Here is a 24,955-nt window from a genome sequence, read left to right as displayed (position 1 = left end):
CTCACGCCGGGACCCGGCGCACGACCCGCAGCAGGTACGTGGCGCGGTCGAGCGGGTTGTGGTCGGTCCGGGCGCGGGCCGGCGGCGGGCCCGGCACGGGTTCGTAGCGGTCGAACGCGGACTCCAGCACGCCTTCGCCGCGGGTCAGGCCGGGCAGCCGGACCTGCAGCTCGTGCACCGCGGCCGCCGGGATGCCGCCCTCCAGGACGCAGGTCGCGCCCTGCGTGACGGTGCTCGACGGCACCGCGTGCAGGCGGGACAGGACGGGCAGCAGCGCGCCGAGCTGGTCGGCCGGGGCCTCGAGGTGGAAGCGGTGCACCGGCTCGTGCACCACGGTGCCGGCGCTCCGCAGCGCGGCCATGAGGACCAGCGGGGTGAGGCTGCGGAAGTCGTGCCCGGTGCTCGACATGCTCTTGTCGAACTGCTGATGGGCGTGGCTCTGCCGGGGCCAGTACCCGGAGCGGGTCATCGTGACCGTGCAGTCGGCGACCTGCCAGCCGTGCAGACCCTGCTGGAGCGTGGCGGTGACGGTCTCCTGCACCGCGGTGAAGAACGCCGCCGGCATCGCGCCCGCCTCGACCTCCAGCCGGAACGTGACGCCGGCACCCGGGGGCGCCGGTTCGACGCGCAGGCCGATCGTGGCGAGGAACGGGTTGCCGTCCTTCTGCCCGATCTCCAGCGCCTCGCCGGAGCCGGCGGGCCGCTCCACGCAGATCGTCGTGGTGTCCCGGAAGGTGACGTCGATGCCGTACTCCTCGGCGAGGGTCGCCTGGATGACCTCCTTCTGGACTTCGCCGTACAGCGACACCGACGTCTCGCCGCGCACGTCGTCGTGCCGGACGTCGATGAGGGGGTCCTGCTCGGCGAGCTGGGTGAGCGCCGCGTACAGCGCGCCGCGGTCACCGGCACGCACCGGCGCGACGACCGATTCCAGGCTCGGCGGCGCGAAGTGGTGTGCCGCCGTCCCGTGCGGCTCGCCGATGCGGTCGCCGATGCGCGCGGCGCCGAGGCCCCACACCTTGCCGATCCGTCCGGCCGTGAGGGCCCCTGACTCGGCCGCGCCGCCGTCGTCGAACACGGCGATGCCGGTGATCTTCTGTTCTCCGTTCGGCAGGTGTACGCGTTCCCGGGAGCGGATGGTGCCCGCGAACATCCGCACGTATGCGATCTTCTCCCCGGCTGGGCCGCGTTCCACCTTGAAGACGCTGGCGGACGCCGCCGCGTCGAGGTCGCCCTCGGCCGCGGGCAGGTGCGTCACGATGCCGGCGGTGAGCGCGTCGAGGCCGGCGCCGGTGACCGCCGAGCCGAAGTAGACGGGGTGGACCTCGGACCGGCGGGTCTGCGTGGTCAGCGCGTGCAGGACGCGTTCGCGCGGCACCGCCGTACCGTCGACGAATGCCGACAACAGGTCGTCGTCGTGCTCCGCGAGGACGTCGAGCGGTGGCGGCGCCGGCACGAAGTCCGCCGCCGTGGTGCCCAGCCCGGCCGGGGCGCCCATCGGCACGATCGCCGGGGTGAGCCGCCGGGCGAGCTCGCGCAGGACGGCGTCGCCGCGCGCGCCGCCACGGTCGATCTTGTTGACGAAGACGATCGTGGGGATCCGAAGCCGGCGCAGGGTCCGCATGAGGATGCGGGTCTGCGCCTGGACGCCCTCGACCGCGGACACGACAAGCACCGCGCCGTCGAGGACGTGCAGGACGCGCTCGACCTCGGCGATGAAGTCCGGGTGGCCGGGCGTGTCGATGAGGTTGACGGTGACGTCGCCGACGGTGAACGACACCACCGCCGACTTGATGGTGATGCCGCGCCGGCGCTCCAGCGCGAGCGTGTCGGTCTGCGTGTTGCCGTCGTCGACGGAGCCGGGCTCGTCGATGACGCCGGCGGCGTGCAGGAGCCGCTCGGTGAGGCTGGTCTTACCGGCGTCGACGTGCGCCAGGATGCCGAGATTCAGGATGCGCAAGGGGCGTCAGGTCCTCGAGATAGGCGGTGATGGCCATCTGGGTGAACACAGACGCAGCTCGCATTCCTGACTCCTTCGCTCTCGGATCTACCTCCACCCTCGCCCGGTCACGGTGTCGCCGCAACCGGTTTAGCTCAATCCAGCGGGGCGTACCACTGGGCGCCGGTGAGCAGGATGCGGGTGGACTGCTTGCGGTTCCACTCGACGTGCATGCCGTGCTTGCGCAGCACCGGGAAGACCAGGTCGTCCAGGAAGCGCTCCAGGTCCGCCTTGTACGAGGCCTCCTGCTCGGCCTTCGGCAGGGCCTCGTAGGCGTCCTCGTCGAAGTCCTCGGGCGGGTAGGCGCCGTAGCCGAGGTAGACCGCGCCGGTGGCGCTGGCGGCGAGGGACTCGGCGTCCTGCTGGTGGTACCAGAGGAAGCCGTGCCAGTGCCGGGAGTCGTCCCGCTCGTCGTCGATCTCGCCGGACGCGCAGGTGCCGCAGCAGCTGAAGTTCTCCCGCGCGACGACGCCGAGCTGGTTGAGCTCGGTGAACGCGGCGGTCAGGTTGCTGCGCACGGGCCCCCACTGCCGCTGCTGGTCCAACCGCGCGTAGACGGCCTGCTCGTAGGCGGCCGCGAGCTGGTCGTCGGTGAGGCCCGCGCGCCGCTCGTCGTCGTCGAAGTAGTCGACGAACCCGGCGGCGTCGTCGCGGCCCTGCACGATCCAGGACCAGATCTCGTCCTCGATCTCGCTGCGCTCGGGTTCGGCAACCTCGTCGGGCAGGAACCGGACGCCGGAGGGGCGGTCGTTGTAGGCCCATTCGCTCATGCGGACGATCATGACACGCCGCCGCACATTGACATGGATGAGTCTAGACGGCGCGTGACGGAGGCGTTACAGTCCGACCGTTAACATTCCTAACAGTAGATGAGGTGGGTATGGGCACCAAGGCACGGCTCGCGACCGCGGTCACCCTCAGCGCACTGCTCACGGCGGGCGCGCTGGCCGCCACCGCCGGAGCGGCGAGCGCCGCCCCGACCGACTGCACCGTCACGTACGGGTCCAACTGGGCGCAGAGCCTGTGCACCGGCGGTACCGGCGAACACCGCGTCTCGATGCTGCAGCAGCACTTCATGCCCGGCGCCGGCGGCATCATCTGCCAGGGCAACTGGGCGCCGGTGGGTGCCGTGTCCTACACCAGCTGCGCGAGCCACACCATCGTGCGCGTCTGGGTCGACACCCGCTGACCTACCCGAACGACGGTGCCTGGGCGCGGTCGGGCTCGATGAGCAGCACCACCCGGTCGCTGCGCAGCGGGTAGGGCGCGCCCGTGTACTTGACGGCGATGCGGTCGATCACCCGCCACGCGTCGTCGCCGTTGAGGACCTCCGTGACGCGGCCGCGGATCAGCGCGGTCGCGTACGGCTGGGCGTGGTCGATGATGGAGATGGCGACCCGCGGGTCCCGGGCGACGTTGCGGGCCTTGCGTGACCCCGGCCCGGTGAGGACGGCGAGCCGGTCGCCCTCCCGGTCTATCCAGACCGGGACCGAGTGCGGCGAGCCGTCGGGCAGCAGCGTGGCGATGTGGGCGTAGTTGACGTCCTCGACCAGGCGAGCGACGTCGGCGTCGAGCTCAGGCATGGTGGTCTCCGTCTTCGTCGTCGTATTCGTCGTGTGGGCGCAGCCAGCCCATGGTCTCGGTCTGCGGCCAGCCGGGCGGCGAGTCCTCCCAGGCCTCCTGCCGCCCGAACGGCGTGAGGTCGAGCAGGTTGAAGTCCAGACGCAGCCGATCGACGCCGCGGCCGGTGGTCGCATAGGTACGGAACACCTCGTCCCCGTCGCGGAGCAGGACACTGAGGGCGAAACCCTCGATGCCCAGGTCGGCGTGGAAGTCGTTGCCGTGGCTGGAGTACCACGGGACCGTCCACTCCATCCTGCGCCGGACCGGCTCGATCTCCGACTGTGGCGCGCGGGCCATGAGGATGAACCTGGTGTCGCGGGCGGCGAGGTGTGCCTGCGCGTGCGGGGCGAGGTTGTCGGTGAACGTGCTGCAGCCGGTGCACAGCCAGTCCTGGCCGGGCGCCAGCATGAAGTGGTAGACGACGAGCTGCCGCCGGCCGGCGAACAGGTCGGTCAGGCCCACCTCGGTGCCGTCCGGCGCGGCGAACCGGTACTGCGTGCCGAGGCGCACCATCGGCAGCCGCCGGCGCTCGGCGGCGAGCCGGTCGAGGGCGCGGGTGAGCTCCTTCTCCTTGACCAGCAGCGCGTCGCGCGCTGATTGCCACTCCGCCGGAGTGACGACCGCGGGCAGGAGCATGACGACCTCCCTCAGTAGGTTCCCTGAGGAAACTCTATCGCACAGAGTCTCCTGAGGGAACCTATAGTGGTGGAATGCAGCGCACCCAGTTCGCCGGCATGGCGTGCTCCATCGCCCGCACCCTCGACGTGATCGGCGAGCCGTGGTCGCCGCTGATCCTGCGCGACGTGTACGTCGGCATCAACCGCTTCGACCAGCTGCACGACGACCTCGGCATCTCCCGCAAGGTCCTCACGCAGCGCCTCGCCTGGTTGGTCGAGCAGGACGTGCTGGCCCGCCGGCAGTACTCCGACCGCCCGCCCCGGCACGAGTACGTGCTGACCACGAAGGGCCAGGAGCTGTGCGACCTGCTGCTCGTCATGGTCGGCTGGGGCGACCGCTGGACCGCCGGCGACGCCGGCCCCCCGGTCCTGTACCGGCACCACGCCTGCGGCGAGATCGCCCACGCCGAACTGCACTGCTCCCACTGCGGCACCCCGATGCGGGCCACCGACGTCGACGTCCTCCCAGGCCCGGGCGCAGCCCGGTGACCCGCCCCGCGCGTCCGGTCAGCCGATCCAGAGGCCGGTCAGGCCGTCGGCGCGCGGCGCGGTGACCTGGACATCCTCGCCCGCGAAGAGCTCCAGCTCGACGACCAGCCCGCTGCCGACGTGCAGCACGACGCTGACGTCGCCCCCGCAGGACGCCGACACGGCGAAGTAGTCGTCGCGCCCGTTGGCGCTCAACCGGGCGACCGCAGCCGCGGGAACCGGCGGTCCGTCGCTGCGCAGCCCTACCGACCCGCAGCCACACCGGCAGGTGGAGACCACGCGCACTGTCGCGACCTGCTCGCCGAGCTCAGCGACGCCGGCGAACTCCACCAGTCGAGCCACCAGGGCGCGCTCCGCCTCGGTGAGCGCCCTCGGCTGCGGCAGCTCGACAAGCTCCGGGACCGGCTCCATCACCACAGCACGGTAACGCCGGCCCGGTCATGTGCGCCGTGGACCGGTCAGCCGCGGCGTGGCTGCCCGCCTTCGGGTTTCACGACCCGGTCGCCGACCTCGAGCTGGCTCCACAGGTCCCGGTCGACCTTGACGTCCACGTGTGTCCCGTCGTCGAGCCGGACCTTCAAGCGCCGGTAGAGGTTGGAGCCGTCGAGCAGCCCGCGCGACTTCTTCGCGACGGTCCCGCTCCACGCGTTCTCGTTCGTCCTCATCGAAATCCCCCCTCGTGAACGACCACTTCGCAGCGGTCGTGCATCAACCGTACGAATTCGCGGGACCGGGCACACCCGTCTCGAGACGGGTCTTGCGTCTACGACTTCAGGATGAGAGCCGACAGCGGGACCAGCCCGCGCGGGCGCGGCCGCGGGTAACGTACGGCGGCATGGGGGACGGTTACACGGCGCGCTTCTCGCGGCGCTGGCGGGTCGCCGCCGCCGTGGGCGCCGTCGTCGTGTCGGCGCCGCTGCTCACGCCCGCACCGCTGGTCGTGACCGGGGCCGCCGGGCGGACCGTGACGGTGCTGCTCGTGCTCGCCCAGGCCGCCGGGTTCTGGTGGCTCGGGGTCCGGCACCGGCTCGGGACCGCCGTCGTGCTCGCGGCCGCCGCCGGGCTGCAGGTGCTGTACCCCGGCGCGGGGCCGGGCCTCGCGTTCGTCGCGGTGTGCACGTATGCGTGGCTGCGACCCGCCACCGAGACGCTCTGGGGGCTGGGCCTCGCGGTGCTCGCCGCCTGCGGCCCGGCCGTCGCGCGCGGGCGCTGGACGATGGCCGGGCTGTGGCTCGGCGGCGTCGTGCTCGCCTGGAGCTGGGGCGCGCTGGTGCGGGCCCGCGGCGCGCGGCGGCTCGCCGAGCGGCGGCAGGCCGTGCTCGAGGAACGGGCCCGGATCGCGCGTGAGCTGCACGACGTGCTCTCCCACACCGTGTCGGTCATGGTCGTGCAGGCGGCCGCGGCCGACGACGTGTTCGACGTCGACCCGGCGCGGGCCCGCGAGGCGCTGCGGCGCACCGAACAGGCCGGCCGGGAGGCCCTCGCCGAGCTGCGCTGGTTCCTGCGCTCCGTCCGGGCCGACGACGAGGGCGACGCCGGGGCGCAGGCGGCGCCGCAGCCGGGCCTCGGCGACGTCGAGCGGCTCGCCGCGACGGTGAGCGCCGCTGGTCTGCCGGTGACGGTACACAGGGAGGACGCCGACGCCGTGGACGTGCCGCTGGCCGTGCAGCTGTCGGCGTACCGGATCATCCAGGAGGCGCTCACCAACGCGCTCCGGCACGCCGGCGCGGGCAAGGCCGAGGTGGTGATCCGCAGCGGACCTTCCGAGGTGTCCGTCGAGGTCCGCGACGACGGCCGCGGCGGCTCCGGTGCCGGCACCGGGCAGGGCATCCCCGGCATGCGGGAGCGCGCCGCGCTGCTCGGCGGCACGCTGCGGGCCGGGCCTGCGCCCGGCGGCGGGTTCGAGGTGGCAGCGCGGCTGCCCACGAAGGAGCAGAACCGATGAGCGCGGCGCAGCGGAGGTGACGACATGACTATCAGGGTGCTGATCGCCGACGACCAGGCGCTCGTGCGCTCCGGCTTCCGGATGATCCTCGAGGCCCGCGACGACCTCGAGGTGGTCGGCGAGGCCTCCGACGGCGAGCACGCGATCCGGCTGGTCGAGCAGACCCGGCCCGACGTGGTCCTCATGGACGTGCGGATGCCGGGCCTCGACGGCGTCGCGGCCACCGAGCGGCTGACCGGCCGGCCCGGCGCCCCACGGGTCATCATCCTCACCACGTACGACCTGGACGAGGCGCTGTACGCGGCGCTGCGGGCCGGCGCCAGCGGGTTCCTGCTCAAGGACGTCCGCCCGGCCGACCTGGTCGAGGCGATCCGGGTCGTGGCCCGCGGCGACGCTCTGCTGGCGCCGAGCGCGACCAGGCGGCTGCTGGACCGGTTCGCGGCCACCGACGTGACGCCACCCGCCGCGCACGGGGCGTTGGAGCAGCTCACCGACCGGGAGCGGGAGGTGCTGATGCTGCTGGCCCGCGGCGCCACCAACGCCGAGATCGCCGAGCGGCTGGTCGTGACCGAGGCGACGGTCAAGACCCATGTGTCGTCGATCCTGCGCAAGCTCGGCGTCCGCGACCGGGTCCAGGCCGTCGTGCTCGCCTACGACCTCGGACTGGTCCGGCCCCGGCCCTCCGCCTGAAGTCGTAGGCGCGGGACCAGTCGCCGGATGGAGGTGCGCCCGCCGCCGCGTTCCTAGCGTCGGTGCCATGATGACACCGCAGCAACGCCGGGCCGTTCGCGTCGTCGTCGCCCTGCTCGTCGCCGGTCTCGCGCTCGGTCTGGCCTTTGCGGCGCTGACCCTGCTCTTCCGCGGCGACGTCCTGGCGTACCAGGAGAGCCGGCATCCGCACGCGGACCGGGCCGAGCTCGTCCGCACCCTGTGGACGCGGCCGATCCCGATCCTCGTCGTCGCCGGGCTGTACGTGTGGGTGGCCCGTCAGCTGCTGGCCGGCGCGCGCCGCGCCTACCGCCGGGTCCGCATCGTGTCGGTCCTGGGTTTCGTCGCAGTCGGCTGGCTGCTCGTGTCGGCCGAGTACCCGGCGTGGCTGCGCGTCGTGCAGGGCGTCCAGCTCGCCGTCCTCGCCGCGCTCATCGCCGCCGTCAACCGGCCGGTGGTCCGCGCCGCGTTCCCGCCGGTGCCCGACCCGCGCCCCCGCAACCGCCGCGCCGCGCTGCTGCTGGCCGTCCTCGCACCGGTCGCCGCCGAGGTCACGCTGGGCACGGTGCCACTGCGGCTGGCCTGGGCCTGGCTGGTCTTCGCCCCCGTCTACAGCGCCGGCGCCCTGTTCGTGCGCGAGGTGGTCCGCCGTACGGGTGGCGGCTACCCGCACCTGCTGCTCATGGGCGTCGCGTACGGCCTGTTGGAGGAGGGCCTGGCCCTGCAGAGCCTGACCAGCCCGCACCTGTACCACGCCGCCGACTGGGCGCCGCAGCTGTTCGGCGTCAACACCGCGTACGCGGAGCTGAACCTCGTCTACCACGCGGTCTTCAGCATCGTGGTCCCGGTCGCGCTCACCGAGCTGTGCTTCGCCCGCCACGGCACGGCGCCCTACCTGCGCCGCGGCGGCGTCATCGCGGCCGGGGTCGTCACCCTCCTCGGCGCCGCGCTGCTGCGGGTCGCGGTGCCGCCGAGCGAGGATCCGGGGTACACCATGCCGCTGCCCGCAGTCGTGGGCGTCGCCGCCGCGATCGCCGTCCTGACGTTGCTCGCCCTGCGGGTGCGGGTCCGCCCGGCGCGCCCCGCCACGCCACCGCGGCCCGCCGTCCTGGGCGCCCTCACGGCGGTGACGACCCTGGTCTTCCTCGGCGCGATCTGGCCGTTCGCGGGAGCGAGGCAGCCGCTGTTCACCCACGGCGCCTGGGCGCTGCTGCCGATGGCCGGCGCGGCCGCGGTGGCCGCCGCCATGTTCGTCGCGCTGCGCCGCTGGTCCGCGGCCGGCGGCTGGACCTCCCACCACACCGTGGCGGCGTGCACCGGGGCACTCGCCGGGCACACCGTCTTCGGCCTGCTCGGCCACGCGGACACCCTGCCGGACCGCGCGTACCTCACCGTGGTCACGGCGCTCACCGTCATCGCCGGCGTCGTGGCCGCGAAGCGGCGGTGTGCGTGAAACGGCTGGTGTTCATTGCCGCCGGTGTGGATGATCGCCGGCATGGACGAACGCGGTGCCGGCTCGCTGCCGGTGTGGTTCAGCGCGACGGCGCGGTTCGCCCTGTACACGGAAGACGCCGGCTACTACCTGCCGAGCGTGTCGGTCTACACGTTCAAGGCCACTGATCACGCGGGCGCGCTTGTCCGAGCGCTGGAGCTCGGGCGCGCCGCGGAACAGGCCTACGTCAACGCGCACGGTGTCCGCGTCCGTGTCGCGCTGGTCGAGGTCGAGTCGGTCAACATGATCGGCGACGACCTCGACGGCGCCGAGGTGTTCTGGTGGCCCGGCGAAGAGCGAGACGCATCTCCCTACGCATGGGACCACACCTTCACGCCCGAACGTTCGACGCCGCACACCGCCCTGTAAGCAATCGATCCGGGTCTGAGCCCGAAAGGACTCCATCAATGAACAGCCAGCGCAAGCCACCGACGGTAGTGAAGGCGCTGTTGTGCGGGCGGGCGCCGCTGAGTGACGAACGGTTCGTCGGGACCCTGCGAGGATGGTTCGAGACCACCCTCGCAGGCCCGGCGGGCTCGTTGTGGCAACGGCTGATCGCCCGGCCGGTCCAGCCGGGCGACGCCACCAGCTGGGGCGGTTCCCCGCCGAGCGACGTCACCGGCCCGCCGGAGCGGTACGTCGGCGAGCCGGGCGAGACCTGGGCGGAGCACGGCTTCATCCCGGAAGGGCATGAGGAAACCGTCGGCGTGCAGCCGTTCACCTTGGCGGGCTGGGCCGACTGCCTCGACAATGTCGGCGTCGCCACCGGCACCGCGGAGCTGAGCGTCTTCAAGCTGCGCCGCCTGGCACACTTCGTCGCGCCAGGTTCTCCCGGGGTGTTCGTCTCCGCCTCGGTCCGTACCGGCGGAGACGGCGCATTGTGGTACAGGCTGACGCAAAGAGCCCCAGCAGACCGGGCCGAGACCCTTCTGCCGGTGATCCGGGCGGCGGCGCAGCGCGGCAACCCGACGTACGGCGAGATCTCCTATGCGGCCAGGCTGCGGCAGTCGGCCCGCGAGGTCGCGCTCAACCAGGACGGCGACGCAGGGCTGCTGTCCTCGGAGCGCTTCGCCCGCGGGTACTCATGGCTGACGGTGATCGCCCAACACCTCAGTGAACGTCTGGGTGGCGTCGAAGCGCTGCGTGACAGCGGGGCCTTCACCGAGGTCCAGGCGCTGCCCGCCGGCGGGTTCTGGTTGCTCGCCACCGACCGGATAGCCGACTACGGACCGGATCAGGCAAGCCGCGTCTTCAGGGCGCTCCGACCGGTCCTCGATCTCACGAAGCGTCCTGAGGCCGAGCGGTATTACGAGGAGCCGCGGTTGTTGGCGTCGGAGGATGTGGGCCGTCCGTCGTAGGCTCAGACGGTAGGCGACCGCTACTCGACCCGCGATGGTCGGCTGGCGGTGCGCCCCGCCATGGGCTCCCTCGGACAGCGACTACTGACTCTCGATGTGACTGAAGGCCATTTGGACGGCGAGATGGCCGGCTGTTCGGAATGACCTTTCGCTGGAGTCGACCTTGTGCGCCACCAGGATTCGTAGCACGACGGTCACCGCCACCTCGGCTCCGGTCACCCGGTCTGCCAAGGCGTCGGACAGGCCCTCGGCCAGCGCTGCGCGGTACCCGGACAGCGCTTCCGGGTTGTTGTAGCCCGGGTAGCGGACATCCTCGGCGACGGTGAACGCGAACCCGGGCGGGCCCGGCTCGAAATCCACGGTGACGTCGGCGAACACGCAGGTGCCGCCGGTCTGAGGGGAGTGCCGCACCCGGACACCACGGACCGGATGGGGCGGGAACCTCCGATCCATCACACAACGGTACTTCAGGACGGCTGAAGCACTCCGCGTCCACCACCCACGAGGCCAGCCACCAGACCGAGCCCGATATCGATGGCCGAACGCAGCATCGGCAACCTCGCCGGCCACTAACCCCACCGATAACTACACTCGCGCAGGTGCCGCTCGATCCCGCCCCCATCTTGCGCCCGAGCGTGCGGGTACTGCTCATCGACAACGCCGACCAGTTGCTGCTGTTCTCGGCAGGTGAGCGTGCCGACGGAACCCTTCGCTGGTTCACGGCCGGCGGCGGCGTGCACCCCGGCGAGAGCCATGAGCAGGCGGCACTGCGGGAGATTCGCGAGGAGACCGGTCTCACCGACGTAACGCTGGGCCGGGAGGTGTGGCGCGGACGACCGTGGACCACGGTCCGAAACGGCGTCACCTACGAAATCGAGCAGCGCTACTACCTCGCCCGCGTCACAGCCTTCGAGATCGACACATCCGGCTTCGAGGACTTCGAGAGGGCTACCATCACCGGCCACCGGTGGTGGACCGTCTCAGAGTTGGCCGCGACGAACGACCCATTGCGGCCCACCGGGCTCCCTCAGCTGTTTGCGCACCTGCTCAGCGACGGACCACCGGACGAACCGATTATCGTATCCGGCTGATCCAGCTACATGCCGCTGCCACACCAATCGGTTCAGCGGTACTTTCGACACGGGCGCGACCCGCCCGACCTGGAGCGGCCCCGGCCGTTACAGTGACCGGCATGAGGTTCCTCATGGCCATCATGGTCGCGACGGTCGTCCTGTTGTCGGGTTCGGCCTGCGGCGGTGACCCAGGTACCCCCGCGTCCAGCGCCGCCGCCCGGACCGGCGGCTCCCCGGGCCCGGAGTGCCGCGGCCTCAAGGACACCACCGAGCTGTACGTGCCGGCCTTCATCGAGGCCGACGGCAAGGCCCTCGCCGCCATCAAGCGGGGCGACAACGCCGCCGCCGCGGCGGCGGCCGCGGAGCAGGACGGCTTGGCGAAGGAGTGGGCGAAGCAGCTGCGCCCGCAGACCGCCATCGTTTCCGACCCTGGCCTCAAGGAGGCCCTGAACCGGCTCGTCGCCGCCCTGGAGCAGTTCTCCGCCGCGCGCGGCACGCCCAAGACCGGGGTGGTCGACGCCGCCGACGCCGCGAAGGCCGCCCTGGACAAGGTCTGCGCCTGACCGGAAATTGGGCGTGGGCGGGATCGCGGCGTGCTTGACGCGTGAAGCGACGCGAGCGCGCGAACGAGCAAATGCAGCGCGCGCCGGGCCGACGCTGCGGTTGTCGGTGTGATCAGTGTGGTCCGCGGCCGGCGAGGTGGCCCTTGACCGTGCCGACGGAGATGTGCAGTTCGGCGGCGATCTCGGCGTTGGAGCGGCCGGTCGCGACGAGTCTCCGCCGACCGGTTCGTCGGCACGGGTCAGGGCAGGCTACGGCGCAGGATGAAGTTGAGCCCGAAGTCCGTGTCGGTGGAGCGGACGTCGACGTAGCCGAGCCGGCGGTAGAAGTCGTGCGCTGAGATGCTCGCGCCGGTCTCCATGTGGTCGTGGCCGTCGGCCGCGGCCAGCGCCTCGATGTGGCGCATGAGCTGCCGTCCTATGCCGCGACCGGCGACGCTCGGGTGCACGAACATGGTGTAGACCTTGTTGCCGTCGCGGGAGACCGTCCCGACGATCCCGTCCGCCTCAGCGACGTACATCTCCCGCTGCGTGGCGAGCTCCCTGACGCGGTGCTCGGTGAAGTGCCCGCACATCCGCTCGATGATCTCGATCGGATAGTCGCGACTGTTGACCTCACGGAGGCAGCGCTCGATGATCCCCGCTACAGCGGGCGCATCGACGTCCTGGAGCCGCCTGATCGTCGCCATCGATCCATCATGCCTCCTCGCCGGCCCGCCCCGCGGAAGACCGCCGTCGCTGTGCGGCTGATGCGTGCGCCACCACGTAACTCAACCGCCTCAGCGGCGGGCATTGAAAGCCGTTCGTCCAATCATCGGAGGGCGGGGAGCGGGGCTACATTCACTGGCAGGAGACAGATCACGCGGGAGGCGGCGTGCTGGTCAGCGACGTGATGTCAGCGTTTCCGGCGTACATCCGGCTCGGGGCCACCATCCGGCGGGCGGCGGAGCTGGTCAGCGTGTCGGAGGTCGGCCAGCTCATGGTGCTCGACCACGACGGCCGGTTCGTCGGGTCGGTCGGTGAGGAGGAGCTCGTCCGCGCCATGCTGCCGAGCTTCGACGAGGTCGCCGGGGGAGGGGGCAGCCTCGACGACGCGTTCCGGCTGTTCCTGGAGAAGGGGCGGGCGCTGGCCGAGCGGATCGTCGACCCGCTCGTCGCGCGCGACACCGCCACCGTACGGCCCGGCGACGAGCTGGCCCGGGCGGCCGTGGTCATGGTCGACCGCGAGATCCGCCGCCTGCCCGTCGTCGACGGCGGGAAACTCGTCGGCACGCTGTCACGGGCCGACCTCTGCCGTGCGGTGATCTACCATTCCTGACGTCCGGCTGGTCCTCGTCGACCGGCACACCGGGGAACGCGCCGAACGGGTGTGCGCGCTGCCGGCCACGCTCGGCCGCGACGGCAAGGTGGCCTCCGTGGTGCTCGACGACCGGGACGTGTCGCGGCGCCACGCCAGGCTGGAGGCGGCCGGCGACACGCTGCAGGTGACCGACCTGGGCAGCACCAACGGGACGTTCGCCGGTGAGGAGCGGGTGACCCACCGGGCGTTGGCCGCCGGTGAGGTGCTGCGCATCGGGCGGTTCCAGATCCACTGGCTCTTCATCGATCCTGAGGCGACGGCGTTCATCGACCCGGGCGAGCGGACGTCGCTCCGGCTGGTCGGCCCGCCCACGGTCCCCGCCCGGGCGGTCGTCGACAACGCTGAGGCGCACAACCGGCGGGTGGGGCACGAGCTGGACGGGTTCCTGTCCCTCGCGCACGGTTTCCTGCCGGTCGAGCCGCCGCTCACCGCGTTCCCCGAGTCGCACCGGGCCTGGGACGACATGACGGGCCGGCTGCCGGAGCTGTTCCGCCGGCTGGCGCTGCGCCGGGCGTTCGACGCGCTGCCGGTGCTCGACGCGCGGCCCGAGGCGCTGCCGGACAGGTATCTGCTGCGCGCCTCGACAATGCTCGGGGTGTTCGCGCACGCCTACCAGTACATGGCGGTCGACCCACCCAAGGCCCTGCCGGAGTCGTTGCTGCGGCCGTGGACGACGGTGTCGCGGCGGCTGGGCAAGGCGATGCCGGCCGTGTCGTACATCGACCTCTTCTTCTACAACTGGCGGCTGAAGGACCCGTCGGGCCCGCGGGCCCTGGACAACCTCGACCTGCTCGTCCCGACCTGGGACAACGCCGCCGAGCGGGTCTTCTACCTGGTCACCACCGAGTTCGCGATGGGCCTGACCCCGGTGCTGGGGGCGATGCTCGACGCGCAGGAGGCCGTGGTCGCCGACGACCCGGCCCGGCTGGAGCGCGCGCTGCTGGGCATGCTCGGCGGGCTGCGCCACGTCACCGAGGCCGTCTATCCGCAGATCGACCCGAACCCGCGCGGGCGGCACCCGCTCGACCAGGTGCTGTGGGCCAAGACGGTCGGCACCGCGGGCGTGCCGATCTTCGACGGCGCCCCGAGCCCCAGCGGCACCGCGCAGCCGCACTTCCACGCCATCGACGCGTTCCTGGAGCGGCGCGCCTACGGCTCGCTGGTCGGCCAGCAGAGCGTCTACCTGGCCGGGTTCTTCCCGCGGCACTGGCGCGAGCTGGTGGCGGCGCTGCGTGAGGTGTCCGTGCGGCAGTACGTCGAGCAGACCCGCAACCAGGCGCTGCGCGGCGTCTACAACGCGGTCCTCGACGCGTACGCCGGCGACCGGGGCTGGATGGGGCTGCACCGCATCAAGGCCTACGGCTTCCTCGAGGTGGCGTTCAAGGTCGGCCGACAGGTCACGACCGGGGCCCGGTTCACAGGCCTGTTCAAGGACCGCACCTGGGACCGGGTCGACGCCGAGCTGGCCGTGGTCCGCGACGAGCGGCGCCCGCCGGTCGGGCCGCCGGTGGTGTTCGGCACCGCCCGCCGCGGCCGGGTCGTCACCGCCGAGCACGGCGCGTGGACCTGCTACCTGGAGCTCGACGTGACCGGCCAGGGCGTGCAGCACCAGCCCGGCGACCGGGTCGGCATCCTCGCCGAGCACGACGACGACCTCGTGACCCGCACCGTCGCCGCGCTGCAGGCCGGCGGCGACGAGCTGGTCCGGCTGACCCCGGCCTGGCAGGCGGCGGTGTCCGCCCGGGCCGGCTACGACGGCGACGTCGACGTGCTGCCGCTGCGCACGCTGCTGCGCTTCGCCCAGCTGCGCCCGATCGGCCGCAGCGTGGCCAAGCGGCTCGCCCGGCTGAGCGCCGTCGGCTCCTGGGGGCGGATCGTGGACGCCCGCATGGAGGACCAGTGGGAGCTCTGGGACGTGCTCAACCTGCTGCACGCCGGCGGCTGGGACGTCACCCGGCTCTGGAAGGCGGACCCGGGCGAGCCCGACGCGTTCTGCGCGGTGATCCCGCCGGAGCCGTTGCGGCTGTACTCCATCGCCTCCGCTCCGCCGCCCGGCGGCCCCGTCACCGCGCTGCACCTGGTCGTCGGCGGACTGGAGTACGCCTCGGCCCGCACCCCGTGGTCGTACCCGCGGAACCGGCGCGGCGCCGCCTCCCACTTCCTGCGCCGGGCGAGCCTGGAAGGCCGGGCGAAGGTGTCGCTGCGCATCGTGCCCACGCCCCGGTTCCGGCTGCCGGCAGACCCGGCACGGCCGGTGCTCATGTTCGCGGCCGGCTCCGGCATCGCCCCGTTCCTCGCGTTCGTCGCCGCCCGCACCGGCGCCGTGCCCGACCGGCTCTACTGGGGCCTGCGGACCCCTTCGGAGTTCGTCGAGCACGACGGGCTCGACGCGGCGGCCTCGGCCGGCCGGCTGAGGCTGCACGTCGCGTTCTCCCGCGCCGACGCCGCCGTCACCTTCGACGGACAGCGCCACGTCGCCGGGGACGGTGAGCGGCACCGGGTCGACGACGCCGTGCGGGCCGACGCCGAAGCACTCCAGGACCTCCTGCGCCCGGTGGACGAGGGCGGCGGCGGAGCGCACGTCTACATCTGCGGCAGCGCGGACTTCGCGGCCGCCGTCGTGCGGGCGCTGACCGGCATCATGCCCGGCGACGGGCGCGAGTTCCTGCGCCGCCTCGTCGCCGAAGGGCGGCTCGGGGAGGACGTCTTCACCACGTACCTCGGCCACGCCCAGCAGGGCCCCCGCTTCGACGTGTCGGACCTCGCCCGGCGCAACACCCCGGAGGCCGGCTACTGGATGGCGATCGGCGGCGCCGTGTTCGACGTCGGCGAGTTCCTGCACCTGCACGTCGGCGGAGCGCACATCATCCGCAACCACGCCGGCCTCGACGCCACCGCCGCCTACCGCAAGGTGCTGCACCACACCCACGCCGAGATCGACGCGCAGCTCGCGATGTACCACATCGGTCACCTGCGCCGGCTGCGCTTCGGCTCCCGCTGGGGTGTCGTGCTGACCGAGGAAGGGCTGCGCTCGCTGCCCCTGGAGGAGCTCTTCCGGTCCTGGGTGCGTCTCGTGTACCTCGTCGTCGGCATGGAGAACGCGCTCAGCGCCGACTACGGCTTCACCACCGCGACCGCGACGGCCGGCGAGGACCCGGCCGAACTGACCCCGTTCAAGGCCCAGTACGTGCTCGAGGCGCACCGGCGGTTCCTCGTCAGCTACCTCGACGGGCTGCTGCAGGAGGACCTGCGGACCCTGTGGCGGCAGACGGTCGGCTTCTGCGACCCGGCCCAGGACGTCGGCGCGTACGACGACGCCCTGGCCGCCCTGTCCGGCACCACCCACGCCGCGCTGGTCCGTCACAGCGGCCCCGCGGTACGCGAGCTGCTGCTGACCGGCGAGGACCACCGGCGGGTCACGGCCCTGTGCCACACCTACGCCCACGCCGACGTCCAGCTGCTGCGCGACGTGAAGACCGCCCTGCTCACCGGCGTGCGGGCCTTCGAGACACACGAGGCCGACGTCGTCGAGCACGCCGCCGCCGACCTGCTGGGGGCCGCCCGCGCGCCGCTGGACGTGATCGCGGCCTACTACCGGCGCCTGGCCGGCCAGACCCGCGGCCACGGCATCACCGCCGCCGCACCGGTCGAGGAGACGATCCCACCCGACCGCGGCCTACCCGGCCACGGCGGCCCACCCCTCACCGTCGCCCCGGAAGCCCTGTGACCGCCTCGGGGCGAGGTCGCTGACGCAGGACGCGGCCCGCTTCGTCATCTGTCACGTGAGCAGCGGCGTCGGGTACCACGATCGGTACCCGACGCCGCTCGTGTCACCGCCGGGGGCGGTTCGGGATGGCCATGCAGGATGGCAAGGTGCGGACGACCGCGGGGACCGCGATTGTGGTGCGGCCGTCGCGGTCGTTGCGGATGGCGTAGCCGAAGGCCAGGGTGTCGGCGGCCGGGATCTTGTCAGGCCGGATGGTGATGACCACGCCTGTGTCCTGGAACTGGTAGGAGACCGGATAGCGGTTCAGTTGCTCAGGAGTCGCAGTGGTGAGGAACGGGAACATCGGATCCATGTCGAGCGGTGTCGTGCACTGATCGGCCGGGACCATGCGCATGACGACGGTGCGCGCACCGGCCCGCGCGAGTTCGGCGTTGAGCTTGTCCGCGTCCTTCAGGCGGTCGGCACGGAACGAGACGGCGATCGACCCGTCGGCGTGTTTGTCCACTGTGTACGCCGCAGCGGGTTCGGCGATGAAGAACGCGGTGGCGGCGGCAGCCGCCGTCGCACCGGCCACCGCGGCGACGAGCCGGCGACGCCCGCGCCGCCCAGGTGACACGTGTGGCACGGCGAGGACCCGCTCGAGCAGGGCCTGAGCCTGCGAGTCGCGCGGATCGGGTTCGGGCATGGTGAGCGCGGGGTCGGCCGCGCGCAGGCGGCCCAGAGTGTCGTTCATGGACTGGTACTCCCTTGGGGAACGATGGATGGCCGGGTGCGCCGGGCCGTCGAGGTGTCCTGCTCGTCCGTCGCCAACAAACGCTGGGCGAACCGTCGCCGCGCCCGGTGCAGCCGCACCTTGAGCGCTGTGCGCGTACATCGCAGGACGAGTGCCGCTTCGGCCACGTCCAGCCCTTCCCATTCGATGAGCCGTAGGACCTCCTGGTCGGCCGGGGACAGTTCAGCGAGCACCGCACGGACGCGCATCTGCTCGTCGACCCGGGCCGAGTGGTCCGCCGCGTGGACGTCGCCACCGGCAGCCGCCTTGTCGGTCAGCCGTTGCAGGCGCGTCCGCCCCCGCAGCTCGTTGGCGATGACCTGTCGGGCGGTGGAGTAGAGCCAGGCTCGGGCGTGGTCGGGCGGCAGCTCGCCGAGCCGGCGCCAGGCGATGAGGAACGTGCCGGCGACGATGTCGCCTGCCGCGTCGGCGCCTACCCGACGTGTAGCGAAACGCGTCAACTCCGCGTAGTGGGCCTCGAACAGTTCCTCGAAGCGCCTTCGAGCGGCCGCGTCGTCTGGTTCCATATCTGGGAATGTCCGCCTGGAGGCCTCTGGTTACCGGTCTCGAACTGTAGGTTCACGCGATCATGGTTTCGCTGAGCCCGGCTGGGGCGTTCCTGTGCGACAGACCTCGGCGAGCCCGTGTAGCCACGATCCATTACTACGTGGCGGCAAACGATCACTATGGACCGATCGACTTCCCATCCAGCAGAGTCGTGTTCGCGCCGGTTGAAGCCGCGTTCGACCTGGTTGCGTGACCGGGAGCGGCCGACCGACCAGGAGCGGCCCGGCCCCGCGGAGCAGCACCTTCATGCCGCCCGGGTTGCGGGCAGCCCTGCCAGGTGAAGGCCCGGCAGGCAGCAGCGCTTCGGACGCTCAGCGGTGCTGCCCGGCGCGCCGGCCGCTGTCCGCGGTGCCGGGTACCTCACCTCCCTCGCCGTCGACGCGCTGCCAGACGATCCGCACGTGCTCCTGGGCCAGCTCGGCCGCCCGGTCGGCGTCCCGCTCGCGGAACACCTCGAGGAGGGGCAGGTGCGACTTGGCGACCTCGTCGTGGTGGAAGTACACCTTGTTGGAGATCGCGGTGAAGCCGCGCAGCACCGGCTCGACGAGCGCCCACATGCGGGGCAGCAGCGGGTTGCCGGACAGCTCGAAGACCGCGCGGTGGAAGGCGACGTCGGCATCGATGACGGCGTTGAGGTCGCCGGCCCGGGAGGCGTCGAACATCCGGTCCACACAGACCTTGAGCGCGTCGGTGGCGTCGTCGGGGGCGTGTGCGCAAAACTCGCGCGCGGCAACCGCCTCAAGGGCCTCACGGACCAGGTAGGACCGGCGTGCCTGGTCGTCGCTGATCTCGGCGACGTAGGTCCCGCGCCGTGGCAGTTGCAGCACGAGCCCTTCGTGCGCCAGGCGGCGCAGTGCGTCGCGGACCGGCGCCTGGGAGACGCCGAAGGACCGGGCGAGCTCGGCCTCGACCAGCCGCTCGCCCGGTGTCAGCGCACCGACGGTGATGTCGGCGCGGATCGCGTCGTAGATCTGCTCACTGAGCAGGCCCGTGACGAGCGGTGCGCGGCCAGATGTCTTGTCTGTCAACCTTGTTCCCCCGGTGCGGTCCGTCGAAGAGCTCAGCGATAGTCGATTTTATCTGGAACATCAATGCGAGTGGCGGGGCACGTCAGGGCCGCTGCCGCCGACAAGGAAGTCCAGGTCGGCCCCGGTGCTGGCGGGTTGGACGTGACGGACGTACAGCGATGTCCAGCCACGGGTGGTGCCGGCGTCGGGTGGCGTCCACGCCGCCCGACGCCGGGCCAGCTCCTCCGGGTCGACGAGCAGGTCGAGCCGGCGGTCGGGGACGTCGAGGCGGATCAGGTCACCGGTGCGGACGAGGGCGAGCGGTCCGCCGGCGGCCGCCTCGGGCGTGGTGTGCAGGACGCAGGTGCCGAAGCCGGTGCCGCTCATGCGGGCGTCCGAGATCCGGACCATGTCGGACACGCCGCGGTCGAGCAGGCTGCGGGGGATGGGCATGTTGCCGACCTCCGGGAACCCCGGGTAGCCCTTCGGGCCGGCGTGGCGGACGACGAGCACGGTGTCGGGGGTCACCGGCAGGTCCGGGTCCTCGCACACCGCGGCGTAGTCCTCGATCCGGTCGTAGACCAGGGCCGGGCCGGTGTGACGCAGCAGGTGCGGGGACGCGGCGGAGACCTTGAGGACCGCGCCGTCCGGGGCGAGGCTGCCGCGAAGCACGGCGGTGCCCGCCCCGGGCCGCTGGAACGGCCGGTCGCGTGGCGTGATGACCTCCGGGTTGTGGCAGACGGCGCCCTCCAGGTTGGCGCCGACGGTGCCGCCGCCGACGGTGGGCGCCGACAGGTGCAGCAGGTCGCGCATCTCGGCCATCAGGGCGAGCAGACCGCCGGCGTAGTAGAAATCCTCCATCAGGAAGCGCCCGGACGGCATCAGGTCCGCCAGCACCGGTACGTCACGGGTGAGGACGTCGAAGTCGTCGAGGGTCAGGTCGACGCCGACGCGGCCGGCGATCGCGAGCAGGTGCACGACAGCGTTGGTCGAGCCGCCGAGCGCGGCGTTGACCCGGACGGCGTTCTCGAAGGCTGCCCGGGTCATGATCTGCGAGGGGCGCAGCCCCTCGCGGGCCAGGGCGACGGCGCGCCGGCCGGCGAGATGGGCCGTGACCATGCGGCGCGAGTCGACGGCGGGAACGGCCGCGGACCCGGGTAGCTGCATGCCGAGCGCCTCCGCCAGGCATGCCATGGTGGATGCCGTTCCCATGGTCATGCAGTGCCCAGGGCTGCGTGACATACATGCCTCGGCGGCGCTGAAGTCCGCTGTGGTCATCGTGCCGGCCCGCATGTCCTCACTGAACCGCCAGAGGTCGGTGCCGGAGCCGATGTCGCGGCCGCGGAACTTGCCGTTCAGCATCGGCCCACCGGTCACCATGATCGCGGGGACATCGACGCTGGCGGCACCCATGAGCATCGCCGGGGTGGTCTTGTCGCAGCCGGCGAGCAGCACCACGGCGTCGACGGGGTTGCCGCGGATGCTCTCCTCGACCTCCATCGCGAGCAGGTTGCGGTACAGCATGGTGGTCGGGCGCATCAACGCCTCCCCGAGCGACATCGTGGGGAACTCGAGCGGGAACCCGCCCGCCTCCCACACGCCGCGTTTCACGCCCTCGGCGACCGAGCGCAGGTGGGCGTTGCACGGGGTGAGCTCGGACCACGTGTTGGCGATACCGATGACGGGACGCCCGTCGAAGACCTCGGTGGGAAAACCCTGGTTCCGCATCCATGAGCGGTGGATGAAGCCGTTGCGGCCCTCGGCGGCGAACCATTCGGTGCTGCGCATCGGTTCCATCGTCACAGCACCCCGAACGTGGCGAGGGCCTCGGTGCTCGACATGCCGCCCTCGATCGCGGCACGAACCGTGTTCTCACTGGTCGCCTTCGCCAGGGCGAGCTCGAGGACTTCGTCCTCGAGCTCGGCGGGGACGATGACGACGCCGTCGACGTCGGCCACGACGAGGTCGCCCGGGCGCACCGCCACGGCGCCGAACTCGACCGGGACGCGGTAGTCGACCACCTGCGCCCGGACCGCCGCGTCCTGGGCGTAGGCGCCGCGGCTGAACACCGGCCACTGCTGGGCAAGCACGCGGGGGGTGTCGCGATGGTACCCGTCGATCACGGCACCCGCCGCGCCGCGGACCCGTGCGGTGGCCGTCAGCAGCTCGCCCCAGGCGGCGCACTCCAGACGTCCCGTGCGGGCGAGGTAGACGTCGTGCGGCCGCAACTGGTCCAGTGCCTCGGTCAGGCGCCCGAACGGTCTGGCCTGCGGGCCGAAGGCATCGGCGACCAGCACCGGCATGGCCCGTCCCACCAGGCGCATGTCGGCCCGCAGCGGACGGATCCGCGGTGGCAGGATCTGGTGTCGACGGCCGATCTGGTCGAGCACGTCGCCGATCACCGGCGTGTACAGCATGTCCCGGACCAGTTCGATCCGGGCCACTTCCTCGGTGGGGACGGCGGGAGAGTTCTCGTGGGTCATGGGTCAGCCCTTCACGGCGCCGGCGGTGAGCCCGGCGATGATGCGGCGTTGGAAGACGAGGACGACGAGGACGAGCGGGACACAGACCACGACGCCGGCGGCCATCTGCTGGCCGAAGGGTTGCTGGAACTGTGAGGAGCCGGCCAGCCGCGCGATCGCGACGGTGACCGGGCTCGCGTCGGAGGTCAGGCTCATCGAGCTGGCCACGAGGAACTCGTTCCAGACGGTGATGAACACCAGGATGGTCGTGGTGAAGATGGCCGGCGCGGCGAGCGGCAGGATGACCCGCCGGAACGCCTGGGGACGGCTGCACCCGTCGATCTGCGCGGCCTCCTCCAGCCCCCACGGCAGGTCGAGGAAGAAGCTGGTGAGCACCCACACGGCCAACGGCAGCGCGAAACTCAGGTTCGGCACGATGAGCGACGGGTACGTGTCGATCAGGCCCCAGTCGCTGAACAGCTTGAACATCGGCGTCACCAGTGACACGCCGGGGAACATGGCGGCCGCGAGCACCGCGCCGAGCACGACGGGCTTGCCGCGGAACCGCAGACGGGCCAGTGCGTAGGCCGCCGTCACCGACAGCAGCAGCGCGACCAGCGTCGTCACCGAGGCGATGACGAGGCTGTTGCGCAACGCGAGCAGGAACCTCGCGTTGCCGCCGAAGACGTCGGCGTAGTTGGCGAGGGTCGGCGCGGCCGGCAGTGGCGCGTTGCTGAGGATGTCGTTCTCGCCGCGCAGGCTGGAGACGACCATCCAGTAGAACGGTGCGAGGCTGTAGACCGTCAGCAGGACGAGCCCGAGCCCGGTGCCGGCGCGCCGCCAGGGCGACCGCGTCCGCCGGGTCGATGCCGCTGTGCTCACGTGCCCTCCTTGTCGACGATGCGTGCGCCGGTCGCTTTGATGAAGGCCAACGCCACGAGGAAGATCAGCAGGAACGTCAGGGTGGACAGCGCCGAGCCGTAGCCGACCCGCACCTGACCGATCGCGAGCTGCTGGGTGAGCAGCGACAGCGTGGTGGTGCCGTTGGCGCCGTTGGTCAGGATGGCGGGCACGTCGTACATCCGCAGGGCGTCGAGGACGCGGAAGAGCACGGCCACGGTCACCGCCGGTGCCAGCATCGGCAGCGTGATGCGGGTGAAGCGCCGCCACGCGCCGGCACCGTCGACCTTGGCCGCCTCGTACACCTCACCGGGGATGAGTTGCAGGCCGGCGAGGAGCAACAGTGCGACGAAGGGCGCGGTCTTCCACACGTCGATGACGACCACCGCGGTCCGTGCGGGGCCCTCGGCACCGGTCCACAGGATCTCCTGGCCGGTGAGGGCGTTGATCACGCCGTCGGTGCTGAACATCCACTGCCACAGCACCGTGGCGACCGCGGTCGGCACGGCCCAGGGCACCAGCACGCACACCCGGGCGAATGCCCTGCCGCGTTTGAGCTGCTGCATGAACAGCGCCAGCGCCATGCCGACGGTGAGCTCGAGCGTGACCACCACCAGGGTGAACCCGCCCGTGGTGGCCGCCGCGGACCAGAAGCGGCCCGCGTCGGCGCCCCACAGTGCCCGGGTGTAGTTGTCCGGGCCGACGAACCGCGGCACGCCCGCGATCGGGTCGGAGAACAGCGACAGGTTGACCGCTAGCGCCAAGGGGTAGCCGATCACCAGCCCGAGCACGATCAGCGTCGGCAGCAGCAGCCCGAACGCGGAGCGGGTCTGCGCCCGCCTTGGCGCCCTGCGCGCCGGCGGCTGTGCCACCGCGACGTCAGGCATCGTCGCTCCTGCCTCTCACGGGCGTGTCCGTCACTGCCTGGCCAGCGCTTCCGCGGCGGCCGCCTGGAGTTTTGTCACGGCGTCCCAGGCGGTGCCGTCGCCCTGCAGGACGGGGTAGGCCGCCTCCTGCACGGCCAGGGACAGCCCGACCCAGTTGGGGGTCTGCGGCAGCGGGACGGCGGTGCTCAGCGCCTGCGCGAGTCCCTCCAGGTACGGGTACTGCTTAAGCAGCTCGGCGTCCTTGTAGAGCTCGCCGAGTACCGGTGACAGCCCGAGCTTCGTGAGCAGCAGGCGCTGCTGCTTGGCGGCGACGAGGAACTCCACGAAGTCGGCGGCGGTGCCCTGGTGCGTGCTGTAGCTGCTGATCGCGAGGTTCCACCCGCCGAGCGCGGGCCTGCCGGGACCGGTCTTGCCGGGGATGGAGGCCATGCCCACCTTGCCGGCCACCTTGTTGCCCTCGCCCGGCTTGCTGGCCAGGTTGTACACGTACGGCCAGTTGCGCAGGAACAGCAGCTCGCCGTTCATGAATGCCTTGCGACTGTCCTCCTCCTGATAGGTGATGGCCGCCTTCGGGATGGTCCCGTTGCGGAAGCTCTCCACCAGGAAAGTGACGCCGTCGAGCGCCTCGGGCGTGTTCAGCGTGGCCTTGGTACCGGTTGTGTCGACGACGGCGCCGCCGGACGAGGCGACGGCCTCGCTGACGTTCACGGTCAGTCCGTCGTACTTGGCGAACTGCCCCGCGTAGCACCCGATGTTGTTGGCCTTGGCGATCGCGCACGCCTGCTTGAGGTCCGCCCACGTCTTCGGCGGGGCGGAGACGAGGTCCGTGCGGTAGTAAAGCAGGCCGGCGTCGGTGAACCAGGGGATCGCGTAGGTCCTGCCGTTGAAGCGGCCCGCGGCGAGGGGTGCAGGCAGGATGCCGCCGGTGTCCATGACGCCGGAGGGGATCTCGGCGATCCAGCCACGTGCGGCGAACTCCGCGGTCCAGACGCTGTTGACGCGGGCGACGTCGATCCGGTCGCTGCGTGCCTGGAAGTTCTGCGCGAGCGCGGTGTGCGCCTGGTCGGACGTCGACGACTGCTCGAGCAGTGTCACCTTCTCGTCCGGGTGCGCGGCGTTCCACGCCTGCACCAGTTCGTCGGTGCCTCCGCTGGGGTCCGCCGCCGTCATGAACGTGATGGGGCCGCGGCCGCTCAGTCCGGAGGACTGGGGTGGGGTGTTCGCGCTGGGCGTGCACCCGGCCGCGGCCGCCAGGCAGGCGGTCGCGGTCACGGCGCAGGCCAGTGTCCTCAATCTCATGATCGCTCATTTCTGCACAGCGACCCGGAATCGGGGGTGTCGGATCGCTA

General features: G+C 71.8%; 27 protein-coding genes and 1 pseudogene. 11 read left to right on the top strand and 17 right to left on the bottom strand.

Features of this window, described 5'->3' with window-relative positions:
• Position 1: 1 nt before the first annotated feature.
• Positions 2-1,960, bottom strand: coding sequence for a GTP-binding protein (locus ACQEVZ_RS46555; RefSeq protein ID WP_433380418.1), 1,959 nt, complete (start codon positions 1,958-1,960; stop codon positions 2-4).
• 134 nt (positions 1,961-2,094) lie between these two features.
• Positions 2,095-2,769 carry a DUF6891 domain-containing protein gene (locus ACQEVZ_RS46550; protein ID WP_433380415.1) on the bottom strand — a complete coding sequence of 225 codons (675 nt, stop codon included), beginning with the start codon at positions 2,767-2,769 and terminating at the stop codon, positions 2,095-2,097.
• A 110-nt stretch (positions 2,770-2,879) separates the two neighbouring features.
• Here ACQEVZ_RS46550 and ACQEVZ_RS46545 point away from each other — a divergent pair, with 110 nt between their 5' ends.
• The gene (locus ACQEVZ_RS46545; RefSeq protein WP_344509997.1) at positions 2,880-3,188 is read left to right on the top strand and encodes a hypothetical protein; all 309 of its coding nucleotides are present in this window, start codon (positions 2,880-2,882) and stop codon (positions 3,186-3,188) included.
• A gap of 1 nt (position 3,189) precedes the next feature.
• Here the strand turns inward: ACQEVZ_RS46545 and ACQEVZ_RS46540 are convergent, their stop codons facing one another.
• Positions 3,190-3,582, bottom strand: a complete 393-nt coding sequence (locus tag ACQEVZ_RS46540) for a PPOX class F420-dependent oxidoreductase (RefSeq protein ID WP_433380412.1) — start codon at positions 3,580-3,582, stop codon at positions 3,190-3,192.
• The gene (locus ACQEVZ_RS46535; RefSeq protein ID WP_433380409.1) at positions 3,575-4,258 is read right to left on the bottom strand and encodes a DUF899 domain-containing protein; all 684 of its coding nucleotides are present in this window, start codon (positions 4,256-4,258) and stop codon (positions 3,575-3,577) included. Before ACQEVZ_RS46535 ends, ACQEVZ_RS46540 begins: the two co-directional genes overlap by 8 nt.
• 74 nt (positions 4,259-4,332) lie before the next feature.
• Here ACQEVZ_RS46535 and ACQEVZ_RS46530 point away from each other — a divergent pair, with 74 nt between their 5' ends.
• Positions 4,333-4,788 carry a winged helix-turn-helix transcriptional regulator gene (locus ACQEVZ_RS46530; RefSeq protein ID WP_344510003.1) on the top strand — a complete coding sequence of 152 codons (456 nt, stop codon included), beginning with the start codon at positions 4,333-4,335 and terminating at the stop codon, positions 4,786-4,788.
• 18 nt (positions 4,789-4,806) lie between these two features.
• Here the strand turns inward: ACQEVZ_RS46530 and ACQEVZ_RS46525 are convergent, their stop codons facing one another.
• Together ACQEVZ_RS46525 and ACQEVZ_RS46520 are read right to left on the bottom strand one after the other, a co-directional pair.
• Entirely contained in the window at positions 4,807-5,202 is a 396-nt protein-coding gene (locus tag ACQEVZ_RS46525; protein WP_433380405.1) for a hypothetical protein, read from the bottom strand.
• Positions 5,203-5,246: 44 nt separating this feature from the next.
• Positions 5,247-5,453 carry a DUF7489 domain-containing protein gene (locus ACQEVZ_RS46520; RefSeq protein ID WP_344510008.1) on the bottom strand — a complete coding sequence of 69 codons (207 nt, stop codon included), beginning with the start codon at positions 5,451-5,453 and terminating at the stop codon, positions 5,247-5,249.
• Positions 5,454-5,623: 170 nt separating this feature from the next.
• Between ACQEVZ_RS46520 and ACQEVZ_RS46515 the strand changes: the two genes are divergently transcribed.
• From ACQEVZ_RS46515 to ACQEVZ_RS46495, 5 genes are all read left to right on the top strand, one after another.
• Positions 5,624-6,733, top strand: a complete 1,110-nt coding sequence (locus tag ACQEVZ_RS46515; RefSeq protein WP_433380402.1) for a sensor histidine kinase — start codon at positions 5,624-5,626, stop codon at positions 6,731-6,733.
• Between the two features lie 24 nt (positions 6,734-6,757).
• Complete coding sequence (locus ACQEVZ_RS46510) at positions 6,758-7,423, top strand: response regulator transcription factor (protein ID WP_354896972.1); 666 nt, start codon at positions 6,758-6,760, stop codon at positions 7,421-7,423.
• A gap of 67 nt (positions 7,424-7,490) precedes the next feature.
• A complete protein-coding gene (locus ACQEVZ_RS46505; protein ID WP_433380399.1) occupies positions 7,491-8,894 on the top strand; it encodes a hypothetical protein in 1,404 nt (467 codons plus the stop codon).
• Positions 8,895-8,936: 42 nt separating this feature from the next.
• A complete protein-coding gene (locus ACQEVZ_RS46500) occupies positions 8,937-9,302 on the top strand; it encodes a DUF4288 domain-containing protein (RefSeq protein WP_433380396.1) in 366 nt (121 codons plus the stop codon).
• Positions 9,303-9,340: 38 nt separating this feature from the next.
• Positions 9,341-10,291: a hypothetical protein gene (locus tag ACQEVZ_RS46495; protein ID WP_433380393.1), complete on the top strand. Its 951-nt coding sequence runs from the start codon at positions 9,341-9,343 to the stop codon at positions 10,289-10,291.
• Between the two features lie 81 nt (positions 10,292-10,372).
• Here the strand turns inward: ACQEVZ_RS46495 and ACQEVZ_RS46490 are convergent, their stop codons facing one another.
• Complete coding sequence (locus tag ACQEVZ_RS46490) at positions 10,373-10,744, bottom strand: hypothetical protein (RefSeq protein ID WP_344510020.1); 372 nt, start codon at positions 10,742-10,744, stop codon at positions 10,373-10,375.
• A 146-nt stretch (positions 10,745-10,890) separates the two neighbouring features.
• On the opposite strand from ACQEVZ_RS46490, the gene ACQEVZ_RS46485 reads away from it, so the two are divergent.
• Together ACQEVZ_RS46485 and ACQEVZ_RS46480 are read left to right on the top strand one after the other, a co-directional pair.
• Positions 10,891-11,382, top strand: a complete 492-nt coding sequence (locus ACQEVZ_RS46485) for an NUDIX hydrolase (protein ID WP_433380390.1) — start codon at positions 10,891-10,893, stop codon at positions 11,380-11,382.
• Between the two features lie 101 nt (positions 11,383-11,483).
• Complete coding sequence (locus ACQEVZ_RS46480) at positions 11,484-11,927, top strand: hypothetical protein (protein ID WP_433380387.1); 444 nt, start codon at positions 11,484-11,486, stop codon at positions 11,925-11,927.
• 112 nt (positions 11,928-12,039) lie between these two features.
• Here the strand turns inward: ACQEVZ_RS46480 and ACQEVZ_RS46475 are convergent.
• Positions 12,040-12,129 (bottom strand): annotated as a pseudogene (locus ACQEVZ_RS46475) (sigma factor-like helix-turn-helix DNA-binding protein); the annotation flags it as partial.
• Between the two features lie 37 nt (positions 12,130-12,166).
• A complete protein-coding gene (locus tag ACQEVZ_RS46470; protein ID WP_344510025.1) occupies positions 12,167-12,613 on the bottom strand; it encodes a GNAT family N-acetyltransferase in 447 nt (148 codons plus the stop codon).
• Between the two features lie 185 nt (positions 12,614-12,798).
• Between ACQEVZ_RS46470 and ACQEVZ_RS46465 the strand changes: the two genes are divergently transcribed.
• Together ACQEVZ_RS46465 and ACQEVZ_RS46460 are read left to right on the top strand one after the other, a co-directional pair.
• The gene (locus tag ACQEVZ_RS46465; protein WP_433380384.1) at positions 12,799-13,242 is read left to right on the top strand and encodes a CBS domain-containing protein; all 444 of its coding nucleotides are present in this window, start codon (positions 12,799-12,801) and stop codon (positions 13,240-13,242) included.
• 49 nt (positions 13,243-13,291) lie between these two features.
• Entirely contained in the window at positions 13,292-17,011 is a 3,720-nt protein-coding gene (locus ACQEVZ_RS46460) for an FHA domain-containing protein (RefSeq protein ID WP_433380381.1), read from the top strand.
• A 103-nt stretch (positions 17,012-17,114) separates the two neighbouring features.
• Here ACQEVZ_RS46460 and ACQEVZ_RS46455 read toward each other — a convergent pair whose 3' ends face one another.
• The 8 genes from ACQEVZ_RS46455 to ACQEVZ_RS46420 form a co-directional block, all read right to left on the bottom strand.
• Positions 17,115-17,744 (bottom strand): hypothetical protein, encoded by a 630-nt coding sequence (locus tag ACQEVZ_RS46455; protein WP_433380378.1) that lies wholly within the window; start codon positions 17,742-17,744, stop codon positions 17,115-17,117.
• Positions 17,741-18,310, bottom strand: a complete 570-nt coding sequence (locus ACQEVZ_RS46450) for an RNA polymerase sigma factor (protein WP_344510030.1) — start codon at positions 18,308-18,310, stop codon at positions 17,741-17,743. The genes ACQEVZ_RS46455 and ACQEVZ_RS46450 overlap by 4 nt, the downstream gene beginning before the upstream one ends.
• Positions 18,311-18,661: 351 nt before the next feature.
• Entirely contained in the window at positions 18,662-19,378 is a 717-nt protein-coding gene (locus ACQEVZ_RS46445) for a GntR family transcriptional regulator (RefSeq protein ID WP_433380375.1), read from the bottom strand.
• A gap of 60 nt (positions 19,379-19,438) precedes the next feature.
• Positions 19,439-21,145, bottom strand: coding sequence for an IlvD/Edd family dehydratase (locus tag ACQEVZ_RS46440; protein WP_433380372.1), 1,707 nt, complete (start codon positions 21,143-21,145; stop codon positions 19,439-19,441).
• An 11-nt stretch (positions 21,146-21,156) separates the two neighbouring features.
• Positions 21,157-21,840 (bottom strand): RraA family protein, encoded by a 684-nt coding sequence (locus ACQEVZ_RS46435; protein ID WP_433380369.1) that lies wholly within the window; start codon positions 21,838-21,840, stop codon positions 21,157-21,159.
• Positions 21,841-21,843: 3 nt separating this feature from the next.
• The gene (locus tag ACQEVZ_RS46430; protein WP_433380366.1) at positions 21,844-22,701 is read right to left on the bottom strand and encodes a carbohydrate ABC transporter permease; all 858 of its coding nucleotides are present in this window, start codon (positions 22,699-22,701) and stop codon (positions 21,844-21,846) included.
• Positions 22,698-23,606: a carbohydrate ABC transporter permease gene (locus ACQEVZ_RS46425; RefSeq protein WP_433380363.1), complete on the bottom strand. Its 909-nt coding sequence runs from the start codon at positions 23,604-23,606 to the stop codon at positions 22,698-22,700. The genes ACQEVZ_RS46430 and ACQEVZ_RS46425 overlap by 4 nt, the downstream gene beginning before the upstream one ends.
• A 30-nt stretch (positions 23,607-23,636) precedes the next feature.
• Positions 23,637-24,905 (bottom strand): ABC transporter substrate-binding protein, encoded by a 1,269-nt coding sequence (locus tag ACQEVZ_RS46420; protein WP_433380360.1) that lies wholly within the window; start codon positions 24,903-24,905, stop codon positions 23,637-23,639.
• Positions 24,906-24,955 lie beyond the last annotated feature (50 nt).

The organism is Dactylosporangium sp. CA-152071 (assembly GCF_050936335.1).
GTDB classification, from domain to species: Bacteria; Actinomycetota; Actinomycetes; order Mycobacteriales; family Micromonosporaceae; genus Dactylosporangium; species Dactylosporangium maewongense.
This window is presented reverse-complemented; position numbering and strand designations above follow the sequence as displayed.

Bases quoted from the DNA above. Each gene is read 5' to 3' on its own strand.
- ACQEVZ_RS46550 (WP_433380415.1), bottom strand. From the start codon at position 2,769: ATGAGCGAATGGGCCTACAACGACCGCCCCTCCGGCGTCCGGTTCCTG.
- ACQEVZ_RS46545 (WP_344509997.1), top strand. From the start codon at position 2,880: ATGGGCACCAAGGCACGGCTCGCGACCGCGGTCACCCTCAGCGCACTG.
- ACQEVZ_RS46540 (WP_433380412.1), bottom strand. From the start codon at position 3,582: ATGCCTGAGCTCGACGCCGACGTCGCTCGCCTGGTCGAGGACGTCAAC.
- ACQEVZ_RS46535 (WP_433380409.1), bottom strand. From the start codon at position 4,258: ATGCTCCTGCCCGCGGTCGTCACTCCGGCGGAGTGGCAATCAGCGCGC.
- ACQEVZ_RS46530 (WP_344510003.1), top strand. From the start codon at position 4,333: ATGCAGCGCACCCAGTTCGCCGGCATGGCGTGCTCCATCGCCCGCACC.
- ACQEVZ_RS46520 (WP_344510008.1), bottom strand. From the start codon at position 5,453: ATGAGGACGAACGAGAACGCGTGGAGCGGGACCGTCGCGAAGAAGTCG.
- ACQEVZ_RS46515 (WP_433380402.1), top strand. From the start codon at position 5,624: ATGGGGGACGGTTACACGGCGCGCTTCTCGCGGCGCTGGCGGGTCGCC.
- ACQEVZ_RS46510 (WP_354896972.1), top strand. From the start codon at position 6,758: ATGACTATCAGGGTGCTGATCGCCGACGACCAGGCGCTCGTGCGCTCC.
- ACQEVZ_RS46505 (WP_433380399.1), top strand. From the start codon at position 7,491: ATGATGACACCGCAGCAACGCCGGGCCGTTCGCGTCGTCGTCGCCCTG.
- ACQEVZ_RS46500 (WP_433380396.1), top strand. From the start codon at position 8,937: ATGGACGAACGCGGTGCCGGCTCGCTGCCGGTGTGGTTCAGCGCGACG.
- ACQEVZ_RS46495 (WP_433380393.1), top strand. From the start codon at position 9,341: ATGAACAGCCAGCGCAAGCCACCGACGGTAGTGAAGGCGCTGTTGTGC.
- ACQEVZ_RS46490 (WP_344510020.1), bottom strand. From the start codon at position 10,744: ATGGATCGGAGGTTCCCGCCCCATCCGGTCCGTGGTGTCCGGGTGCGG.
- ACQEVZ_RS46480 (WP_433380387.1), top strand. From the start codon at position 11,484: ATGAGGTTCCTCATGGCCATCATGGTCGCGACGGTCGTCCTGTTGTCG.
- ACQEVZ_RS46470 (WP_344510025.1), bottom strand. From the start codon at position 12,613: ATGGCGACGATCAGGCGGCTCCAGGACGTCGATGCGCCCGCTGTAGCG.
- ACQEVZ_RS46455 (WP_433380378.1), bottom strand. From the start codon at position 17,744: ATGAACGACACTCTGGGCCGCCTGCGCGCGGCCGACCCCGCGCTCACC.
- ACQEVZ_RS46450 (WP_344510030.1), bottom strand. From the start codon at position 18,310: ATGGAACCAGACGACGCGGCCGCTCGAAGGCGCTTCGAGGAACTGTTC.
- ACQEVZ_RS46440 (WP_433380372.1), bottom strand. From the start codon at position 21,145: ATGCGCAGCACCGAATGGTTCGCCGCCGAGGGCCGCAACGGCTTCATC.
- ACQEVZ_RS46435 (WP_433380369.1), bottom strand. From the start codon at position 21,840: ATGACCCACGAGAACTCTCCCGCCGTCCCCACCGAGGAAGTGGCCCGG.
- ACQEVZ_RS46425 (WP_433380363.1), bottom strand. From the start codon at position 23,606: ATGCCTGACGTCGCGGTGGCACAGCCGCCGGCGCGCAGGGCGCCAAGG.
- ACQEVZ_RS46420 (WP_433380360.1), bottom strand. From the start codon at position 24,905: ATGAGATTGAGGACACTGGCCTGCGCCGTGACCGCGACCGCCTGCCTG.